A 19,692-nucleotide genomic window follows, 5' to 3' on the forward strand; every position below is an offset into this window, starting at 1 on the left:
TTCGAAGCCATGGGTCCGTCTCCTTTGGAATGGAGTGAACCCCCGGTCGTTGGCCCGGTTCCGCGCCTCAGGCGGCGTCCAAGCCGATATCCAGCACGCTCGCCGAATGGGTCAGCGCTCCGACGCTGATGACGTCGACGCCGGTCTCGGCGATAGCCCGCACAGTGTCCAGGTTCACGCCGCCCGAGGCCTCCAGCACCACGCGGCCGGCCGTGCGGCCCACCGCCTCGCGCAGGTCGGAAAGTGTGAAGTTGTCGAGCATGATGACGTCCGGCGCCTCGGCCAGCGCTTCGTCCAGTTGGTCCAGGCCGTCGACCTCGACCTCGACCTTCACCAAGTGGCCGGCAAAGGCCCGCGCGCGGCGCACCGCCTCGGCCACGGAGCCGCAGGCGGCGATGTGGTTGTCCTTGATCAAGATGGCGTCGTCGAGCCCGAAGCGATGGTTCACGCCGCCGCCGCAACGAACGGCGTATTTCTCCAGCGCGCGCAACATCGGCGTGGTCTTGCGGGTATCGACGATCCGCGCGCCGGTCCCCTGCACCGCCGCCACATAGGCCCCGGTCAACGTCGCGATCCCGGACAAGCGGCCGAGCAGGTTCAACCCCGTCCGCTCCGCCGCCAGCAGGGCGCGGGCATTGGCCTCGACGCGCGCAAGCACGGCGCCGGGCGCCACCGTCGCGCCATCGAAGACGAGACTCTCGAAGCTCGCGGACGGGTCCAGATCGTGGACCGCGAGCCGGGCGCAGGCGAGGCCCGCGACAATCCCGGGTTTGCGGCTCGCGAACACCGCTGTCAGCCGCGCGTCCGCGGAGATGCAGGCCTGCGCGGTCAGGTCGCCTGCGCGGCCGAGATCCTCCGCCAGGGCGGCGCGCACGATCGGCTCGATCAGCAGATCCGGGAGCGGCTCGATCATTCGGCGGCGTACTTCAGCGGCGTCAGGTCCGAGAGGGTCAGGAACGTCCGCTGCGGCGCACTCTGGGCCGTCGCATCGGCGCGGAAGTGGGCGCCGCGGCTCTCCGTGCGCGCCAGGGCGGCTGTGGCGATCAGCCGGGCGGCGACCAGCGAGGGCGCAGCGCCGTTCTCGGCCTCCAGACCGTCGATCAGGCGGAGCAAACGGGCGAGGCCGGCTGCATCGCGCACCACGCCAGCGTCGCGGCTCATAGCCTCGCGAAGGCTCTGCAGCGCGGCGTGCGGCAGGGCAGGGGGCAGTGCGCCGCGTCGCACCCGCGTCCCGGCATCGGCCGCATCGCGCGCCGCCGCGCCGGCCCGGGCGCCGAACACCGCCGCCTCCAGCAGGGAATTGGACGCCAAGCGGTTAGCGCCGTGCACGCCGGTGGCCGCGCATTCGCCAGCCGCGAACAGGTGGGGCAGGCTTGTCCGACCATCCGCATCCGTCGCGATCCCGCCCATATGATAGTGGCAGGCCGGCGCGACCGGTATCGGCGCGCGCCGCGGATCGACGCCGCCCGACATACAGGCGGCGAAGACGCCCGGGAACTCCTCGGCGAACCGCTCGCCGACCGCCGCGCGGGTGTCCAGAAAGGCGCCGCGACCCGCCTGCCGCTCGGCGTGGATGGCGCGCGCCACGACGTCGCGCGGCGCCAGTTCGGCGTCCGGGTGGTAGCGGTGCATGAACGGGGCGCCATCCGCGCCGACCAGCCTCGCCCCTTCGCCGCGCAGGGCCTCGGTGGCCAAGGGCGCCGGATCGCGACCGATGTCGATCGCGGTCGGGTGGAACTGAACGAACTCCGGGTCGGCGATCGTCGCGCCGGCCAGGGCGGCGAGACCAAGGCCTTCACCGGTCAGTTCCGGAGGCGTCGTCGTCTCAGCGTAGAGCCCACCGATGCCGCCGGTCGCCAGGATGACGGCCCGCGCGACGATCTCGACCGCTGTCCCGTCGATCTCAGCGGCTACCCCGCGAACCCGCCCGGCGGCATCCTGCAGCAGGTTGCGCAGGCTCCCGACCCGAACCTCGATGTGCGGCGCGGCCAGCACCGCCACCGCAACGGCTTCCATGATCGCCCGGCCGGCCTGGTCGCCCTTCACCCGCGCGACGCGGGCGCGCGAGTGCGCGGCCTCGAGGCTCTGGGCGAAACCGCCGTCGGCCGTGCGGTCGAACGGCGCGCCGAGCTCGGCCAGAGCGCGCACCGCCGCCGGGCCCTCGGCCGCAAGAAGGTCGGCCATGTCCGCATCGACGAGACCCGCGCCTGCGTTGACTGTATCTGCGGCGTGCAATGCGGGTGCATCTTCCGTCGCCATGGCGGCGGCGACGCCGCCTTGGGCCCAGGCGGACGAACAGCCCTTGCCCAGCGGCGCGGCGGCGAGCAGCAGGACCCTGGCCGGGGCGGCCGCCAGGGCGGCTGAAAGACCAGCCAGTCCTGCGCCGACGACCACCACGCCATCGTGGCGGACGCGGGTCATCAGATCAGCTCCACGTCGACGTGGTGACGCGCCTTGATCAGATCGTAGCGGGCTGGGACCGCCGGCGGCGGCAGGTCCACCATCCGCTGCACGGCCAGCCGTGCACGATCGGCGATCGCCGGATCGACGGTGACCTCGTGCCGGTCATGCAAGAGCGCCTCGTAGATGTTCTCGAGGCTGATCATCTTCATATACGGGCACAGGTTGCAGGGCCGCACGAACTCGGTGGCCGGGGCGTCGGCGGCGACGTTGTCGGCCATCGAGCATTCGGTGATCAGCACCACCTGCTTCGGTTTGCGCTGGATCACGTAGTCGTTCATCGCCGCGGTGGAGCCGGCGAAGTCCGCGACCTCAAGCACCTCGGCCGGGCATTCCGGGTGGGCCAGGACCTCGGCGCCTGGGTAGGCGGCCTTGAGCTCCAGGATGTCGGCGGCGTTGAATCGCTCGTGGACTTCGCAGCGCCCCTTCCAGGCGATGATGCCGACGTCGGTCTGGCGGGCGACGTTGCGGGCCAGGAACTCGTCGGGGATCAGGATCACCCGGTCGACGCCCCATTGGCGGGCGACTTCCTCGACCACCTGGACGGCGTTGGCGCTGGTGCAGCAGATGTCGGTCTCGGCTTTCACATCGGCCGTGGTGTTCACATAGGTGACGACCGGCACGCCGGGATAGCGCTGCTTGATCAGGCGCACGTCGGCGCCGGTGATCGAGCTCGCCAGCGAGCAGCCGGCGTTCACGTCCGGGATCAGCACGCGCTTCTCTGGCGAAAGAATCTTCGACGTCTCGGCCATGAAGTGCACACCGGCCTGGACGATGACCTTGGCGTTGGACCGCGAGGCTTCCTTGGCGAGGGCCAGACTGTCGCCGACGAAATCGCCGACGCCGTGGAAGATCTGCGGGGTCATGTAGTTGTGCGCCAGAATAACGGCGTCCTTCTCCCGCTTCAGCCGGTTGATCTCGGCAATCAGCGGAGCGTGGAGACGCCATTCGATCGGGGTGACATGGCCCTTGACCTTCTGCCAGGCCGGCAGCGTCTGAGCTTCCACCTCAGGCGTGAAGTCGAACTGGAACCCGTCGGCCATCTTCCCCTCCATTATGCTCAGAGAGAGCATTTCCAGGGCGCGGACTTATGCTCACTTCGAGCATAACGGTCTAAATATAGCGTGCGGGGCGCCGCTTGCAAGGACGTGGGCGGAGAAACTTGGCGCGGCCAAGCTGGCATACCGCGGGTTGTGGACCTAAATAGCCCGCCCTTAGTCGCCCGTGGGGATCATGCAGCTGAAACGTTCCGTCATCGCCGGCCTCTCGCTTGCGTCCTGGATTGCGGCTTGTGCGCCGCAGCCGGAGCACGCGTTGAGCCCGGAGCACAGACGGCTGGCGGCAGGCGGCCTGTCGTCGGATGCGCTGCATTTGCTGGCCGGGAGGATGGACCCTGCTTTGCGGGCGATCGCCGTGCGCCATGACCCGTTCCTGCGGCAGCCGGACACCTGGAACCGGCCGGAGGGCTGGGAAACGCGCGATCTCGACACGGTTCCGGATCTCGGGCTGCCGGCCACGGGACAGACGGCGGAGGAGGTCAACGCGCTGCGGCCTTACACGGACCTGCCGATCCGGCCGATGCGTCCGTTCGTCCTGAAGGCGTCGGCCGCAGACCGGGGCAGGGCCCTCGATTGCCTGACGCAGGCCGTTTACTACGAGGCGGCCCGCGAACCGGGGCTCGGCCAGGAAGCCGTCGCCCAGGTGGTGCTGAACCGCATGCGTCATCCGGCCTATCCGAAGTCCGTGTGCGCCGTGGTCTACCAGGGCTCGGCGCGGGCGACGGGATGTCAGTTCACCTTCACCTGCGACGGCTCGCTGCGTTGGGCGCCGGAGCCTGCGCTGTGGCGGCAGGCCCGACGGGTGGCCGAGCGGGCGCTGTCCGGGCACGTCGCCAAGCACGTCGGATCGGCGACGCACTACCACGCCGACTATGTGGCTCCCTACTGGGCGCCAACCCTGGTCAAGATGACGAAGGTCGGGGCGCACATCTTCTATCGCTGGACCGGTCCGTGGGGCGAGCCGCCAGCGTTCACCGGCCGGTACGCCGGGCGCGAGGCGGTGCTCACGCCGGCCGTCCTGACGGGCACGGACGCGCGGACACAGGGGCTGGCGGCGCCGGAGGCCCAGGACACCCCGCCGGAGCGGAAGATCCAGCTGGCCGTGGCCGGCGAGGTTCGGACCTATACGGTCGCCGACGTCACGGCCTCGGACGGCCTTCGGACGCGAGTTCGCGGGACGCTGGCGCCGTCGCGGCGGCAGCCGACCGCCGACGAGATCCGCCAGATCAACGAGCGCCTCGCGGCGGTCGAGCGCGACATGGACGCTCGGCCGCCGACGCCGTGACGGTCTACCAGGCGCCGATCTTCTCGGCCTCGGCGTGGCTGATCGGCTTGTGGGCGCGTTCGTGGTCTTCCTCAGCCAGAAGGCGCACCGCTTCCAGGGCCGCCATGCAGCCCATGCCGGCGGCGGTGACCGCCTGGCGATAAACGTCGTCGGTGACGTCGCCGGCCGCATAGACGCCCTTGATCGCGGTGGAGGCCGTGCCGGGTTTGACCTTCAGGTAGCCGGAGGCGTCCATTTCGAGCTGGCCCTTGAACAGCTCGGAGGCGGGGGCGTGGCCGATGGCGACGAAGAAGCCATCGCAAGGGACTTCCTGGGTCTCGCCGGTCTTGACGTTCTTCAGACGGACGCCGGAGACGCCCTGGTTCTCCTGGCCGAGGACCTCGTCGACCTGATGGTCCCAGATGACCTCGATCTTGGGGTTGGCGAACAGCCTTTCCTGCAGGATGCGCTCGGCGCGGAACTCGTTCTTGCGGTGGACGACGGTGACCTTGGAGGCGAAGCTGGTCAGGAACAGGGCCTCCTCGACGGCGGTGTTGCCGCCGCCCACCACGACGACCTCCTTGCCGCGATAGAAGAAGCCGTCGCAGGTCGCGCAGGCGGAGACGCCGAAGCCCTGGAAGGCCTGCTCGCTCGGCAGGCCGAGCCACTTGGCCTGGGCGCCGGTGGCGATGATCAGGGTCTCGGCGAGCCAGACCTGGCCGCTGTCGGTCTCAAGCCGGAAGGGCCGTTGCGACAGGTCGGCCTTGAGAACGATGTCCGTGACGATCTCGGTCCCGACGTGCTCGGCCTGGGCGCGCATCTGCTCCATCAGCCAGGGACCTTGGATGACCTCGGCGAAGCCCGGATAGTTCTCGACGTCGGTGGTGATGGTCAGCTGGCCGCCGGGCTGGATGCCCTGGATCAGCACGGGCTTCAGCAGCGCACGGGCGGCGTAGACGGCGGCGGTGTAGCCGGCGGGGCCGGAGCCGATGATAAGGCAGCGGACGGAACGGGGCGTGTCGGACATGGCCCCAATGTAGTGACGATTCCGTTCCGCCGCGACGGCTCAGGCGCCGCGGGCGGCGATCAGTTTCAGGAACGCCTCGGCGGCGCGGCTGGCCCCCTGGCCGTCGCAGAGTTCGGCGCTGGCCTGGGCGAGGCTGCGGCGAAGTTCGGCGTCCTTGAGCAGGCGCATGACGGCGCGGTCGAACTGGGTGTCGAAGTCAGGGGCGGCGGCGTCGACGACGAGGGCGGCGCCGCGGGCCGCGAGGGCGGCGGCGGCGGGGCGCTGATTGTCGGCGACGACCACCAGTATTGAGGGAAGGCCGAGCGTGCAGCGCTCCCAGACCGTCGAGCCGGCGGCGCCAACGCCGATGTCGGCCTCGGCGGTCAGGCGCGCCATGTGCGGGGTGTCGACGTGCAGGGCCAGGCGCGGATCGCGGCGGGCGACCTTGGTCAGGCCGGGCAGGCTCGGGGCGCCGCCGCCGAGGGCGATGTCCAGGCCCGCCTCGCCGGCCTTGAGGCGGAGGCGCTCGACCACCCGAGCCGTGACGCCGCCGACGTCGGTAAGGCCCAGCGAGACCAGGAACCGCTGCACCGGCTCGCCGCGCCAGGCGAGGGCGGCCGTTCGCAGGGCGGCGAAGTCGGGCCGGACGGGGGCGTAGCCGGGGCCGAGCAGCAGGCGGGCGGTCTCGGGCACGAGGCCTTCGTAATCCTGTGTGCGGCGGTCGGGCCCGGAATCGAGGACGAGATCGGCGCCGAGCGGGCGGTCGGCCAGGTCGTCGATGACCAGCACCGGCCGGCCCTGGCCCATGGCCCGGTGCTCGCGGGCGGTGAGACCGTAGTGGTCGAAGGCGATGGCGTCGAACTGTTCGGCGCCGATGGCGGCCGCGAGGTCCTCGGCCTGGCTGGAAGCGGCGGCGACCTGGCGGGCGTCGGGGGCGAAGGCCTCGAGCACGCCGCCGACGGCCGAGGGGCCGAGGAAGGCGCAGGTCGCGCCCTGGGCGGCGAGGGCGCCGGCCAGGGTCAACGAGCGCATGACGTGGCCGCCGCCGACCTTGGCGCCGGCGTCGACGACGAACAGGATCCTTGGACCGCTCATGGCCTTAGCTCGCCCGCGATTTGGGCCGCATCGCGGCAGGAACGGTCAGGGTCTGGCATGGGCCGGAAGAAACCCGACTGAGCCCGAAAAGCAAAGGGCCGCCCCGAAGGGCGGCCCCAACTTTCGTCTGGATCGGTCGATCTAGACGATGTTGCCGAACGCGAACTCGGCGAGGGTGATGTCGTCGAGGAAGACCGCGTCCTCGCCGGCCTCGAAGGTTCCGTCGCCGTCGTTGTCGTGGAACAGGACGGCGCCGCCCGAGATCAGGCCGAGGTAGTAGACGACCGTGGTGTCGAAGGCGGCGTCGGCGTCCGACAGAGCGTCGGTGTAGCTGTCGCTGGACGCGCCGCCTTCGGCGTAGTTCGTGCCCGAGCCGGCGGCGCCAGCCAGATCGACGGTGTCGTCGGCGACGGCGAAGTCGGTGATCTGGTCGATGTCGTCCTCGTCGGTGATCGCGCCGTTGCGGCTTTCGCCGGCCGCGAACACGAAGCGGTCGGCGTCGCTGCCGCCGGTGAGGACGTCGAGGCCGGCCCCGCCGTTGATGGTGTCGACGCCGTCATCGCCGTCGAGGGTGTCAGAGCCGCCGTCGCCGGTGAGCCGGTCGCCGGCGTCGCCGCCGTCGATGGCGTCGTTGTCGGCGCCGCCGCTGAGGGTGTCGGCGTCGGCCCCGCCGGTGATGACGTCATCGCCCGCCCCGCCGCTGGCCGTGTTCGCGCCGTCGCCGGTCAGGATGGTGTCGTTGCCGGCCAGGCCGTCGATGCTGTCGTCGTCCTCGCCGCCGCTGATGCTGTCGGCCGCGCCGGTGCCCTGGATCTTGTCGTCGCCCGCCCCGCCTTCGATGATCGAGGCCGCGCCGCCGGCGTCGCCGGTGATGGTGTCGTCGCCGTCGCCGCCCTGGATGCCGCCGCCGCCGTCGAAGTCGATGCTGTCGTTGCCGTCGCCGCCGCTGAGCAGGTCGACGCCGGTGGCGCTGCCGGAGGTGATGGTGTCGTTGCCTTCGCCGGCGAAGACGGTGTCATTGCCCGTCCCCGTGGTGATGCGGTCGCCGCCTTCGCCGCTGGTGATCGAGTTGTTGCCGTTGGCGCCGGCGATGGTGTCGGCCCCGTCGCCGGAGGTGATGGTGTCGCCGCCGGCCCCGCCGAGCAGGCTGTTGTCGCCCTCGCCGCCGGAGATGAACAGGGCCCCGGTCGCCGCCGTGCCGGTCACGGTGTCGTCGCCGCTGTCGAGGATGACCCGGCCGCTGCCGCTGATGGTGATGCGGTTGTCGCCGTCGCCGCCGTCGATGGTGTCGACGCCGGTCCCGCTGTTGATCGTGTCGTTGCCTTCACCGCCTGTGATCGAGTCCGAGCCGCTGAGGGTGGTGATCGAATCGCCGTCGTCGCCGCCGTCGATGCGGTTTGCGCCGGCCCCGCCGTTGATGGTGTCGGCGCCGTCGTGGCCGAGAATGGTGTCCGCGCCCGTGCCGGCGTCGATCGAGTCGCCGCCCGTGCCGCCGTTGATCTCGTTGGCGCCCGAGCCGCCGTCGATGGTGTCAGCGCCGACCCCGCCGAGGATTTCGTCATCCCCCGCCCCGCCGTCGATGTCGTCGTCGCCTTCGCCGGCGTCGATGGTGTCGGCCCCGTCGCCGCCGAGGATCTCGTCGTCGAGATCGCCGCCGTCGATGATGTCGTTGCCGGCCCCGCCGTCGAGGGTGTTGAGGCCGTCGCCGCCGGAGATCGAATCGGCGCCATCGCCGCCGTCGATGTCGTCATCGCCTTCCTGGCCGCCCAGGGTGTCGGCGCCCGTGCCGCCCACGAGGCTGTCGTCGCCGAGGTTGCCGAGCAGGTAGTCGTCGCCGGCGCCGGCCGTGACGCTGTCGTCGCCCTGGCCGCCGAGCAACAGGTCGTAGTTGTCGCCCCCGGTGAGGGTGTCGTTGCCGCGGTTGCCCTGGGCGAAGTTGGAGCCCGCGCCGAGCGAGATCGAGTCGTTGCCCTGGCCGCCGTAGACGACGTCGTCGCCGGCGCCGGCGACCAGCGAGTCGCCGCCCTGATTGCCCTGAAGAACGTCGTTGCCGCCGCCGCCGAGGAGGGTGTCGTCGCCGTCGCCGCCGTAGAGGCCGTCGGCGCCGTCACCGCCGGTGACGTTGTCGGCGGTCGAGAGGCCGGCGAAGAGGGTGGCGCCGTCCGGGAACAGGAAGACGTTGGTGCGGCCGCGCAGCACGTTGTCATCGAAGGTCACCGACTTGTCGGGGCCGCGGACCGTCACGCTCGGGGCGCTGTCCACCGTGAACGGATTGAAGACCACCGCAAACTGCGCGGCCGTCCCGGTGCTGAACAGGATGCGGTCGTCGGCGGTGAAGGCCCGGGCCTGCGCCGCGGTGATGTCTTCCCAGTTGTAGATGGCCACGTGACGGATCCCCGGCTCGAATTACAAAGCGATGAAGCTAAACCCTAGGGCGGTAATATTGCCAAATCCTTGCAAAGGCTGGCCTTCGTTAACCTAACACGGCAGAGCTGCGGCCCGGTTCGCGTCAAAGCGGCGCAGTAGCTCGGCGGCGGCGCGATCGGTCTCGGCCAGGGGGGTATAGGACCAGGCGGGCAGGGCGTCGGCGAAGGGGCGCGAAAGACCGCGGGTCCGCAGGGCGGCGTGGAAGGCCGTGAACTTGCGCGATCCGGGGCCGGCCATCGGCAGGATGTGGACCGGCTTGCCGGTCGCGGCGGCGTCGGTGGCGAGGTTGGTGGAATCCTCGGTGACCAGGATGTGGTCGGCGGTGGCGAGGAAGGCGAAGTAGGGGTTAGGCCCGGTGTCGTCCCAGATCAGCCCGGGCAGGTCGGCGAGCTCGGCGCACATGGCGGCGCGGGCGACGGCGGGAGTGCGGCGGGTGAAGCTGAGAAGCAGGGCCCCGCCGGCCGCCTCGACCTGGGCGCGAAGCCTCCGCGCCATGGCGCGGGCGTGATCGGCGGGCAGGTCGAATGCCTTGGAGGTCCCGCCGATGATGGCGGCGATGTGCGGCCGGGGAAAGGCCGCCAGGCGGTCGCGCCAGGCCGCGTCCTCGGCGGCGAGCTTCTCAGCCGTCAGTCGGTTGGGAGCGCCGAGAATAGGGAAGACGTTCGGCCCGGCGAGGCCGTCGTGCTCCGGCGGGACAACCAGATCGAAGGGGCGCAGGTCGCCGCGCGGATCCTGGGTCTGGACCACGAAGGTCCGGCCGCCCGAACGGCGGCGCATCCGTACGGACAGCGGCAGGGTGGCCCGACCGGCGGCGATCCAGATGTCTGGCCAGGGCGGGGAGACGGGGTCGCCGCGCAGCAGCGCCGGCCGCCTGGGGTTGAGGGCGGTGGGCAGACGGCCAAGGCCAAAGCGCCAGCCGATGTGCTTGGGAACGACTTCGGCGGGGCGCTGGCGCGCAACGGCCTCCGCGAGGCCCTCGGCCTGGGCGGCGATGCCGGCGCGGCCGTCGGAGACGGCCCAGATGGTCAGAAGGCGCTTAGAGGCCGGCGCCATCAGGGATGGGTCAGACCCACTCCACCCGCAGGATCTCGTAAGCCTTCACGCCGCCGGGGGTGTTCACCTCGACGACGTCGCCGGTCTCCTTGCCGATCATCGCGCGGGCGATGGGCGAGGTGATCGAGACCTTGCCGCCCTTCACGTCGGCTTCGTGCTCGCCGACGATCTGGTAGCGGGCCTCTTCCTCGGTGTCCTCGTCGACGACCGAGACGGTCGCGCCGAACTTGACCTGGGTGCCGGACAGCTTGGAGACGTCGATGACCTGCGCGCGGGCCATCTTGTCCTCGATCTCGGCGATCTGGCCTTCGATCCAGCCCTGGCGCTCCTTGGCGGCGTGGTATTCGGCGTTCTCGGACAGGTCACCGTGCGAGCGCGCCTCCGCGATCGCGGCGATCACCGCCGGCCGCTCCAGAGTCTTCAAACGCTTCAGCTCTTCGTCGAGGCCCTGATAGCCCTCGACGGTCATCGGAACTTTTTCCATAGAGGTGATAGCTCGGTCGCCCTAAGTGATGTCCGTCCTGGACCGGCCGCGGCGCCAGCGTCCGGGGCCAAAAAGTGTAGGTTTGTGCGGCGCAAAACTCAAGGGCGCCCCCGTTTCACCGTTATTTCGGACGGGTTTCAGGCGCTCTCGCTGACGATCGCCCCGGCCAGTTCGGCCGGCTCCGGCGGCTCGAACACCCCCTCGATGAAGTCGAACATGTCGGGCGTCACCTCGATGGCGAAGTTCTCGCCGCGGATGACGTTGCGCTCGGCGACCCGGGCCCGACGGGCCTCGGCCGGGGCGGTGACGAAGTGGAACTGGGCGGGCAGGTCGGTGGCCTCGGCGATCTCGCGGACCCGGGCGCGGTCGGCGCGGCGCATCAGACCGATATCGAAGACCACCGAGGTCCCGGTCGCCATCACCGCGGCGGCGGTCGACCAGATCTGCGCCTCGCAGCGGGCGACCCGCTCGACCATCCACTCGAACTCGAGGGGCTGGGGCATGTCGGGGGCGAAGAGGCGGGCCATCCAGTCGTCGAGGATGAAGGCCACGGCGTTCTCGCGGCGGGCGAGGGTGTGGGCGTAGGTCGTCTTGCCGGCGCCGGAGGGGCCGAAGATCACGTGCAGGGTGGCAGGCATGGCGGGGGTCTAGCGGAAAGCGGGACGCAGGTCGATGTGCGGGCGCGGCAAGCGCCGGCGCCGCCGCAGGCGGGGTCCTGGGCGGTGGCGTCCTGGTCTCTCGGAAGCGTAGAGGAAAGGCTGACGGCGGGGCCGGAGCCGCTGCAAGTCAGGCGCCGGGGGTGAGGTCCGTGCCGGGCCCTCTCTCCGCCCTCTCCCTCTCCGCTTCGCGAGGGGAAAGGAGGGGGAGGCCGGTGAGACGGGGCGTCAGCCGGTGTCGGCGGGTTCGGGTTCGGCGTCGGGTTCGGTTTCGGCCAGGTCGGCCGGGGAGGGGCCGAGGCCGAGGGCCAGGCAGCCGACGATGATCTGCTGTTCGAGGTCGGCGGTGGCGAAGTCGTCGCGGGCTTCGGCGACATCGAGGAAGCGCTCGAGGCCCTGGTACACCGGCTCAACGTCCGGGTGCGGCGCCGAGGTCAGGTGGAAGGCTTCGGCGGGCTCGTCCTCGCCGCGCTCGTACTCGTCCCAAATCATATAGCGCAGGGCGGCCGACAGCTCCGCGCGCCGCTGTTCCTTCTCGATCGCGGTGTTGAGGGCGGCGCGCGTCGGCGGGACATCGCGCAGGTAGCCGAGGGTGCGGTCGTGGCGGGCGTTCAACTCCTGCTGGCGGCGGAAGTCGGCGACCTTGAGTTCGAGAGCCAGCGTCTGACGCAGGCCCCGGGCGACGCCCTGGAAGGCGCCGGCCAGGCGGGCCGCCTGCTCGGGCGTCTCGGCTTCGAGGGCGCGGTTCTGCAGGTCGCGGGCAAGCTCCAGCGACAGGCCGGCGAGTTCGGCGAGGATGCGACCGTGGCGATCGTTCGCGATGTCGGCGTCGGCAGACATGAACGAAAAGAGAACATGGAAGTCGCGAAACGGCAAATTTTTCGTGCTTTTTTCTTCCGCCTTGTCATGACCGGCGGTTGGATCAATGGGGAGAGCGGCCATGGACATCGACATCCGGCCTTGCGGGCCGGGCGATGCGGCGGCCCTGGCGCTGGTCGGGCGAGCGACGTTCCTGGAGAGCTATGCCGGGGTGCTGCTGGCGGCCGATATCTTCGCCCACTGCGAGCATCAGCACGATCCGGCGCGCTACGCGGCCTGGCTGGCCGATCCCGCCCATCGACTGTGGCTGGCCGAGGCGCGGGTCGGCGGGGCGCCGGTCGGCTATGTGATGTTGTCGCCGCCGGACCTGCCGGTCGGGCTCCAGCCCGGCGATGTCGAGGTCAAGCGCATCTACGTTCTGCACCGCTGTCACGGCGGCGGGGTCGGCGCGCGGCTGATGGCGGCGGCGGCCGAGACGGCGCAGGCGGCCGGTGCGGGCCGCCTGCTGCTCGGGGTCAAACGCGACAACACGCTGGCGCTCGCGTTCTACGCGCGCCAGGGATTCGAAATGATCGGCGTGCGCCGGTTCCGGGTAGGCGCGAACGAGTACGACGATCTGGTGCTCGCCCGCGCCGTCGGAATCTAGGCGCTATTGCAGGTAGCTGGGCGTCCCGCCGTTCATCAGGCCCCAGACCAGGCCGACGCCGAGAATCGCCACGGCGATCAGCATCAGGATGGGGATGAGGGACTCCATGCGACTCGCCAGGTGCTTGTTCCTGTGCGGACGCAGACCATCATGCGGCTCGGTATGCATACTGGTTTCCTCGCGCTCTGACCGGGATTAACTCCCGGCTGTTGACCAGACCGCGGCGGACGCCAAAAGCGCCGTTCCGGCGATTTAAAAACGGGTTGCCGGAGCGCACCCTTGCCGCCCGTCTCGATCAGGCGATGCAAGGACCATGCGCCTCCGGATAACGCCGGTCAATGTATCAAAAGCGTCATGCGTAGGACTGCAGCGGACGCACTTCCAGCGGCCCTTCGGCGGTCGCCACGATAGCCTGGGCGGCGGCCAGGGCGCCGGCGGCGGTGGTGAAGTACGGGATCTTCATCATCAGCGCCGAGCGGCGGATCTCGAAGGAGTCGACCAGCGACTGCTTGCCCTCGGTGGTGTTGAAGACGAGCTGCACCTCGCCGTTCTTCATCGCGTCGACGATATGCGGACGACCTTCGAGGACCTTCTTGACCGGCTCGACGGTGAGGCCCTGTTCGGCCAGAAACTGGGCCGTGCCGCTGGTCGCCAGCACCCGGAAGCCGTGGCCGAGCAGCAGGCGGGTCGGCTCGACGATCCAGGCCTTGTCGCTGTCCTTCACGGAGATAAAGACGCAGCCCTTGGCCGGCAGCACCGTGCCGCCGCCGAGCTGGCTCTTGGCGAAGGCGCGGGCGAAGGCCGGCGCGGGACCTTCGCCGGGGCGGATCCAGTCGAGGCCCATCACCTCGCCGGTCGAGCGCATTTCCGGGCCGAGAATGGTGTCGACGCCGGCGAAGCGAGCGAACGGGAACACCGCCTCCTTGACCGCGATGTGGTCGAACGGCTTTTCGACGAGGTCGAACTCGGCGAGCTTCTTGCCGGCCATCACCTTGGCGGCGATGGCGGCGAGGGGCCGGCCGATGGTCTTGGCGACGAACGGCACGGTGCGGCTGGCGCGCGGGTTCACTTCCAGGACGTAGATGCGCGGGGCGTCGGAGTGCGGCTCCTCGATCGCGAACTGGACGTTCATCAGGCCGCGGACGTTCAGCGCCCGGGCCATGGCCTCGGTCTGGCGCTTCAGCTCGGCGATGGTCTCGTCCTTGAGCGAGAACGGCGGCAGGGAGCAGGCCGAGTCGCCGGAGTGCACGCCGGCCTCCTCGATGTGCTCCATGACCCCGGCGACGAACACCTGGCCGGCGTCGTCGCAGAGGGCGTCGACGTCGACCTCGGTGGCGCGGGACAGGTACTGGTCGATCAGCACCGGACTGTCGCCGGACACCTGCACGGCGGTGCGGATGTAGCGGTCGAGTTGTTCATCGTCGCGGACGATCTCCATCGCCCGGCCGCCGAGCACGTAGGACGGGCGGATGACGATCGGGTAGCCGACCTTGTGGGCGGCCGCGAAGGCCTCGTCGCGCGAGCGGGCGATGCCGTTGACCGGCTGCTGGATCTGCAGGCGGTGCAGCAGTTGCTGGAAGCGCTCGCGGTCCTCGGCCAGGTCGATGGCGTCCGGCGAGGTCCCGAGGATGGGGATGCCGGCGTCCTCCAGCGGCTGAGCGAGCTTCAGCGGGGTCTGGCCGCCGAACTGGACGATGACCCCGAGAAGGGTCCCCTTCGACTGCTCGACGTGGATGAGCTCGAGCACGTCCTCGGCCGTCAGCGGCTCGAAGTAGAGGCGGTCGGAGGTGTCGTAGTCGGTGGACACCGTCTCCGGGTTGCAGTTGACCATGATCGACTCCACCCCGATCTCGTCGAGGGCGAAGGCGGCGTGGCAGCAGCAGTAGTCGAACTCGATGCCCTGGCCGATCCGGTTCGGACCGCCGCCGAGGATGATCGCCTTCTTCGCGTCGGTGGGATCGCTCTCGCAGTCGGGGGCCTGGCCGAGGGCGCCGGACTCGTAGGTCGAGTACATGTAGGGCGTGTCGGCGCGGAACTCGCCGGCGCAGGTGTCGATGCGCTTGAACACCGGCCGCACGCCGAGGGCGCGGCGCGCCTCGCGGACGGCGCTCTCGGTCTGGCCGGTCAAGGCGGCGAGGCGGGCGTCGGAGAAGCCCTGGGCCTTGAGCTTGCGGAAGGCGGCGGCCTCTTTCGGCAGGCCCTGGGCGCGGACGCGGGCCTCCTCGGCGACGAGGGTCTGGAGCTGGCGCAGGAACCATGGCTCGTAGGCGCAGGCGGCCTGGATCTCGTCGGCGGTCAGGCCCTCGCGGAAGGCCTGGGCGATGACCCGCAGGCGGTCCGGGGTCGGCGTGCCGAGGGCGCGCAGGATGGCGGCGTGGCCGGTCTCGGGATCGGCGGCGCCTTCGATGACGACCTCGTCGAGGCCGGTGAGGCCGGTCTCGAGGCCGCGCAAAGCCTTCTGCAGGCTCTCGGCGAAGGTGCGGCCGATGGCCATGACCTCGCCCACCGACTTCATCGAGGTGGTCAGGTAGGGCTCGGAGCCCGGATACTTCTCGAAGGCGAAGCGCGGGATCTTGGTGACGACGTAATCGATGGAGGGCTCGAACGAGGCCGGCGTCGCGCCGGTGATGTCGTTCATCAGCTCGTCGAGGGTGTAGCCGACGGCCAGCCGCGCGGCGACCTTGGCGATCGGGAAGCCGGTCGCCTTCGACGCCAGGGCCGAGGAGCGGCTGACCCGCGGGTTCATCTCGATGACCACCATGCGGCCGTCGGCGGGATTGATCGCCCATTGGACGTTGGAGCCGCCGGTCTCGACGCCGATCTCGCGCAGCACGTCGATGCTGCCCTTGCGCATCCGCTGGTATTCCTTGTCGGTCAGCGTCAGAGCGGGGGCAACGGTGATGGAATCGCCGGTGTGGACGCCCATCGGATCGACGTTCTCGATGGAGCAGACGATGATGCAGTTGTCCGCCTTGTCGCGGACGACCTCCATCTCGTACTCCTTCCAGCCGAGGACGCTTTCCTCGATCAGGACCTCGGTGGTCGGCGACAGGTCGAGGCCGCGGAGCACGATCTCCTCGAACTCCTCGACGTTGTAGGCGATGCCGCCGCCGGTGCCGGCGAGGGTGAAGCTCGGACGGATGATCGCCGGCAGGCCGACGAACTCCAGGCCCTCGCGGGCTTCCTCGAGGGTGTGGGCGGCCTTGGAGCGCGGGCTCTCGAGACCGAGCTTGTCCATGGCGTCGCGGAATTTCTGGCGGTCTTCGGCCTTGTCGATGACCTCGGCGCGGGCGCCGATCATCTCGACCCCGTACTTGGCGAGCACGCCGCGCTCTTCCAGCGCCAGGGCGGTGTTGAGGGCCGTCTGGCCGCCCATGGTCGGCAGCAGGGCGTCGGGCTTTTCCTTGGCGATGATCTTCTCGACCATCTCCGGCGTGATCGGCTCGATGTAGGTGGCGTCGGCGACGTCCGGATCGGTCATGATCGTCGCCGGGTTCGAGTTCACCAGGACGATGCGGTAGCCTTCGGCGCGCAGCGCCTTGCAGGCCTGGACGCCGGAATAGTCGAACTCACAGGCCTGGCCGATCACGATCGGGCCGGCGCCGATGATGAGGATCGAGGAGATGTCTGTGCGTTTGGGCATCGTTTCTCGCGCGCAACAGCGGGCCGCGCTTCGCGCGCCCGGCATTCGGTCAGGACTGCAGGTTAAGCCGCCCGTTTAGAGAGGGAGTCCCCCCCGCGCAAGAGCGCGCGAGGGCGTGCGGCGCCGTCGCCGGCCGCGTCGAACGGCGCGCTGCAAAAAAACCTCTGATTCGACGAAACTAATCGGCGTCTGATCCATATTTGATGGGAAGGCGCCGCATCCCCTGTCGGCGCCCTTCAGCGTGGAGACTGAAGCGTCCGATGTCCCTGATCGAAAAGCTCCCCCATCTCAGCGACGACGAGGTGATGAACCTGCTGGCGAACGCCCGCCGCCTGCAAGACCAGGGCGACGACAAGCAGCGCGCCGCCGCCGCCGAACTCCTGCCGGCGCTGGAAGACGTGGCCAACGAACGCCGGGCCGCGCGCCAGCAGGCGATCCAGGCCAAGCGCGCCGCGGCGCGTCGGCCCAAGAGCGTCGCGGCCTGACGCCGCGCGCATAACGCCCCTCCCCGACTAGCAGGGGAGGGAGCAGGCTAGCGGCGTGCGTCCATTAGGCCCGCGAACCGTTCGAACACATAGAGGCTGTCCGTCGGGCCGGGCGAGGCTTCCGGGTGGTGCTGGACGCTGAACACCGGCTTGTCCTTCAGGGCGATGCCGGCGTTGGTGCCGTCGAACAGGCTGACGTGGGTCTCGACGACCGGCTCGGGCAGGCTGTCGCGGTCGACCGTGAAGCCGTGGTTCATCGAGACGATCTCGACCTTGCCGGTGGTCAGGTCCTTGACCGGATGGTTCGCGCCGTGGTGGCCCTGGTCCATCTTCACGGTCCTGGCGCCGAGAGCCAGCGAGAGCATCTGGTGGCCGAGGCAGATGCCGAACACCGGCGTGCCGCTGTCGACCAGCTTGCGGATTTCCGGCACGGCGTATTCGCCGGTCGCGGCCGGGTCGCCCGGGCCGTTCGACAGCAGGACGCCGTCCGGCTTGCGGGCCAGGATGTCCTCGGCGCTGGTCGCGGCCGGCACGACCGTCACGCGCGCGCCGATCGAGGTCAGGGAGCGCAGGATGTTGCGCTTGACGCCATAGTCGACGACCACGACCTCGTACTTCGGGGTCTCGGCCGGCTTGGCGTAGCCCTCGCCCCAGTTCCACAGGCCCTCGTCGTAGACGAACGGCTGCAGGCACGAGGCCTCCTTGGCGAGATCGAGCCCGACGAGGCCCGACCACTCGCGGGCCCGGGCGACGAGGGCGTCGAGGTCGAACTCGCCGGTCGGGCTGTGGGCGATGACGCCGTGCGGCATGCCGTTCTCACGGATGCTGCGGGTCAGGGCGCGGGTGTCGACCCCGGCGATGCCGACGACGCCGCGGCGGCTCATCCAGGTCTCGAGGTCGGTGTCGGCCCGCCAGTTGGCCGGGCGGGTCGGCACGTCGCGGAAGATCGCCCCGCGGGCGGCGGTCTCGGCCGAGCCGGACATCTGCTCGATGTCCTCGACGTTCGTGCCGACGTTGCCGACGTGCGGGAAGGTGAAGGCGACGATCTGGGCCATGTAGGAGGGATCCGTCAGGATCTCCTGGTAGCCGGTCATGGCGGTGTTGAAGCACACCTCGCCGAGCGCCTCGCCGACCGCGCCGACGCCGACGCCCTGCAGGATGGTTCCGTCGGCGAGGGCCAGAACGCCGGTCGCGCCGGGCAGCAGGTCGCGGCTCATGGGCGTGGCCTCCATCGTCAAGGGTAAGAGGGGAAAGCGGGCCGGGCCCGCAAACGGTCGCGTAGGTAGTGGCTTGCGCAAGGCGGGTCAATGCGGCGAGAGGGAGGGCATGCGCATCACCACGGTCGGCCTCGATGCCGACGACACGCTCTGGCACAACGAGACCATCTTCCGGCTGACGCACGAGCGTCTGCGGTCGCTGATGACCGGGGTCGCCGACCCGGAGGTTGTCGACGCCCGGCTGGCCGAGATCGAGAGCCGGAACCTGCGGCTCTACGGCTATGGGGTGAAGGGCTTCACCCTATCGATGCTCGAGACGGTGATGGAGCTGACCGACAACCAGCCGTCGGGGCGGATCATCGCCGAGATCCTGGCGGCCGGGCGCGAGATGCTGACCGAGCCGGTCGAGCCGTTGCCGGGAGTTGAGGACGCGCTGGCGGCCCTGGCGGAGGGCGGCTACCGGCTGGTGCTGATCACCAAGGGCGACCTGCTGCACCAGGAGCAGAAGCTGGCCGCCTCCGGACTCGGCGATCTCTTCGCGGCCGTCGAGATCGTCAGCGAAAAGGACGCGGGAACCTATGAGCGGGTGTTCGCCCGCCATGGCACCGGCGCCGCCGAGGCGGTGATGTGCGGCAACTCGGTGAAGTCGGACATCCTGCCGGCCCTGAAGGCCGGGGCGTTCGCCGCCTACGTGCCCTATCCGCTGATCTGGGCGCACGAGGTGGCGGACACGCCCGAGGGCGACCCGCGCTTTGTCCAGCTGGAGACGCTGCGAGAGCTGCCTCCGTGGTTGCGTTCGTTGGCGGCATAGCTGTTAGCTGTGGCGATGGTGGGACGCTTCGACGAGCGGTTCATTGACGAGATCAAGTCGCGCCTGCGTCCTTCGGACGTGATCGGGCGGACGGTGAAGCTGCGCAAGCAGGGCCGCGAGTACGTGGGCCTCTCGCCGTTCACCAAGGAGAAGACGCCTTCCTTCTATGTGAATGACGACAAGGGCCAGTTCTTCGACTTCTCGTCGGGCAAGACCGGCGACCTGATCACGTTCCTGCAGGAGACGCAGCGGCTGTCGTTCTCCGAGGCCGTGGAAATCCTGGCCGGGGAGGCCGGCGTGCCGCTGCCGGCCGTCGATCCGCGCGCCGCCGAGGTCGAGAAGAAGCGCCAGGGCCTGGGCGAATGGCTGGAACTGGCGGCCCAGTGGTTCGAGGCCGAGCTGCGTCGCCCGTCCGGGCGCGAGGCGCGGGCCTATCTGGAGAAGCGCGGCCTGCCCGAGGCGGAGTGGAGCCGCTTCCGGCTCGGCTTTTCGCCCGGCGGGCGGACGGCGCTGAAGGACTACCTGGTCGCCAAGGGGGCGCGACCGGCCGAGCTGGTCGAGACCGGCC

17 protein-coding genes are annotated in these 19,692 nt (G+C 70.1%); 5 read left to right on the forward strand and 12 right to left on the reverse strand.

Features of this window, described 5'->3' with window-relative positions; genetic code table 11:
- Positions 1 to 67: 67 nt before the first annotated feature.
- The 3 genes from nadC to nadA are packed head-to-tail and all read right to left on the reverse strand — an operon-like array spanning position 68 to position 3,503.
- On the reverse strand, positions 68 to 913 hold the full coding sequence (nadC, locus tag ACILRF_RS07110; RefSeq protein WP_395671585.1) for a carboxylating nicotinate-nucleotide diphosphorylase: 846 nt from the start codon (positions 911 to 913) through the stop codon (positions 68 to 70).
- Positions 910 to 2,421, reverse strand: a complete 1,512-nt coding sequence (locus tag ACILRF_RS07115; protein ID WP_395671586.1) for an L-aspartate oxidase — start codon at positions 2,419 to 2,421, stop codon at positions 910 to 912. Before ACILRF_RS07115 ends, nadC begins: the two co-directional genes overlap by 4 nt.
- The gene (gene nadA, locus ACILRF_RS07120; RefSeq protein WP_395671587.1) at positions 2,421 to 3,503 is read right to left on the reverse strand and encodes a quinolinate synthase NadA; all 1,083 of its coding nucleotides are present in this window, start codon (positions 3,501 to 3,503) and stop codon (positions 2,421 to 2,423) included. Before nadA ends, ACILRF_RS07115 begins: the two co-directional genes overlap by 1 nt.
- A gap of 271 nt (positions 3,504 to 3,774) precedes the next feature.
- On the opposite strand from nadA, the gene ACILRF_RS07125 reads away from it, so the two are divergent.
- Complete coding sequence (locus tag ACILRF_RS07125) at positions 3,775 to 4,803, forward strand: cell wall hydrolase (protein ID WP_395671588.1); 1,029 nt, start codon at positions 3,775 to 3,777, stop codon at positions 4,801 to 4,803.
- Positions 4,804 to 4,807: 4 nt separating this feature from the next.
- Here ACILRF_RS07125 and trxB read toward each other — a convergent pair whose 3' ends face one another.
- From trxB to ACILRF_RS07160, 7 genes are all read right to left on the reverse strand, one after another.
- Positions 4,808 to 5,809 carry a thioredoxin-disulfide reductase gene (gene trxB / locus ACILRF_RS07130; protein ID WP_395671589.1) on the reverse strand — a complete coding sequence of 334 codons (1,002 nt, stop codon included), beginning with the start codon at positions 5,807 to 5,809 and terminating at the stop codon, positions 4,808 to 4,810.
- Positions 5,810 to 5,848: 39 nt separating this feature from the next.
- The gene (gene pseG, locus ACILRF_RS07135) at positions 5,849 to 6,883 is read right to left on the reverse strand and encodes a UDP-2,4-diacetamido-2,4,6-trideoxy-beta-L-altropyranose hydrolase (protein WP_395671590.1); all 1,035 of its coding nucleotides are present in this window, start codon (positions 6,881 to 6,883) and stop codon (positions 5,849 to 5,851) included.
- Positions 6,884 to 7,024: 141 nt separating this feature from the next.
- On the reverse strand, positions 7,025 to 9,268 hold the full coding sequence (locus ACILRF_RS07140; protein WP_395671591.1) for a calcium-binding protein: 2,244 nt from the start codon (positions 9,266 to 9,268) through the stop codon (positions 7,025 to 7,027).
- A 93-nt stretch (positions 9,269 to 9,361) separates the two neighbouring features.
- Positions 9,362 to 10,363: a mitochondrial fission ELM1 family protein gene (locus tag ACILRF_RS07145; RefSeq protein ID WP_395671592.1), complete on the reverse strand. Its 1,002-nt coding sequence runs from the start codon at positions 10,361 to 10,363 to the stop codon at positions 9,362 to 9,364.
- Between the two features lie 10 nt (positions 10,364 to 10,373).
- On the reverse strand, positions 10,374 to 10,847 hold the full coding sequence (greA, locus tag ACILRF_RS07150) for a transcription elongation factor GreA (protein WP_395671593.1): 474 nt from the start codon (positions 10,845 to 10,847) through the stop codon (positions 10,374 to 10,376).
- Between the two features lie 137 nt (positions 10,848 to 10,984).
- On the reverse strand, positions 10,985 to 11,485 hold the full coding sequence (locus ACILRF_RS07155; RefSeq protein ID WP_395671594.1) for an AAA family ATPase: 501 nt from the start codon (positions 11,483 to 11,485) through the stop codon (positions 10,985 to 10,987).
- Between the two features lie 246 nt (positions 11,486 to 11,731).
- A complete protein-coding gene (locus ACILRF_RS07160; RefSeq protein WP_395671595.1) occupies positions 11,732 to 12,343 on the reverse strand; it encodes a hypothetical protein in 612 nt (203 codons plus the stop codon).
- Between the two features lie 100 nt (positions 12,344 to 12,443).
- On the opposite strand from ACILRF_RS07160, the gene ACILRF_RS07165 reads away from it, so the two are divergent.
- Complete coding sequence (locus ACILRF_RS07165; protein ID WP_395671596.1) at positions 12,444 to 12,968, forward strand: GNAT family N-acetyltransferase; 525 nt, start codon at positions 12,444 to 12,446, stop codon at positions 12,966 to 12,968.
- 352 nt (positions 12,969 to 13,320) lie between these two features.
- On the opposite strand, the gene carB is transcribed toward ACILRF_RS07165, so the two are convergent.
- Positions 13,321 to 16,611: a carbamoyl-phosphate synthase large subunit gene (gene carB / locus ACILRF_RS07170; protein WP_395671597.1), complete on the reverse strand. Its 3,291-nt coding sequence runs from the start codon at positions 16,609 to 16,611 to the stop codon at positions 13,321 to 13,323.
- A gap of 260 nt (positions 16,612 to 16,871) precedes the next feature.
- Here carB and ACILRF_RS07175 point away from each other — a divergent pair, with 260 nt between their 5' ends.
- Positions 16,872 to 17,096: a hypothetical protein gene (locus ACILRF_RS07175; RefSeq protein WP_395671598.1), complete on the forward strand. Its 225-nt coding sequence runs from the start codon at positions 16,872 to 16,874 to the stop codon at positions 17,094 to 17,096.
- 47 nt (positions 17,097 to 17,143) lie between these two features.
- Here the strand turns inward: ACILRF_RS07175 and carA are convergent, their stop codons facing one another.
- Complete coding sequence (carA, locus tag ACILRF_RS07180; RefSeq protein WP_395671599.1) at positions 17,144 to 18,313, reverse strand: glutamine-hydrolyzing carbamoyl-phosphate synthase small subunit; 1,170 nt, start codon at positions 18,311 to 18,313, stop codon at positions 17,144 to 17,146.
- Positions 18,314 to 18,422: 109 nt separating this feature from the next.
- Between carA and ACILRF_RS07185 the strand changes: the two genes are divergently transcribed.
- The gene (locus ACILRF_RS07185) at positions 18,423 to 19,124 is read left to right on the forward strand and encodes an HAD family hydrolase (protein WP_395671600.1); all 702 of its coding nucleotides are present in this window, start codon (positions 18,423 to 18,425) and stop codon (positions 19,122 to 19,124) included.
- A gap of 15 nt (positions 19,125 to 19,139) precedes the next feature.
- Positions 19,140 to 19,692 (forward strand): CHC2 zinc finger domain-containing protein (locus ACILRF_RS07190; protein WP_395671601.1); only part of this gene is annotated, 553 nt, incomplete at its 3' end.

It is taken from the genome of Phenylobacterium sp. (assembly GCF_044236515.1).
Classification (GTDB): Bacteria; Pseudomonadota; Alphaproteobacteria; order Caulobacterales; family Caulobacteraceae; genus Phenylobacterium.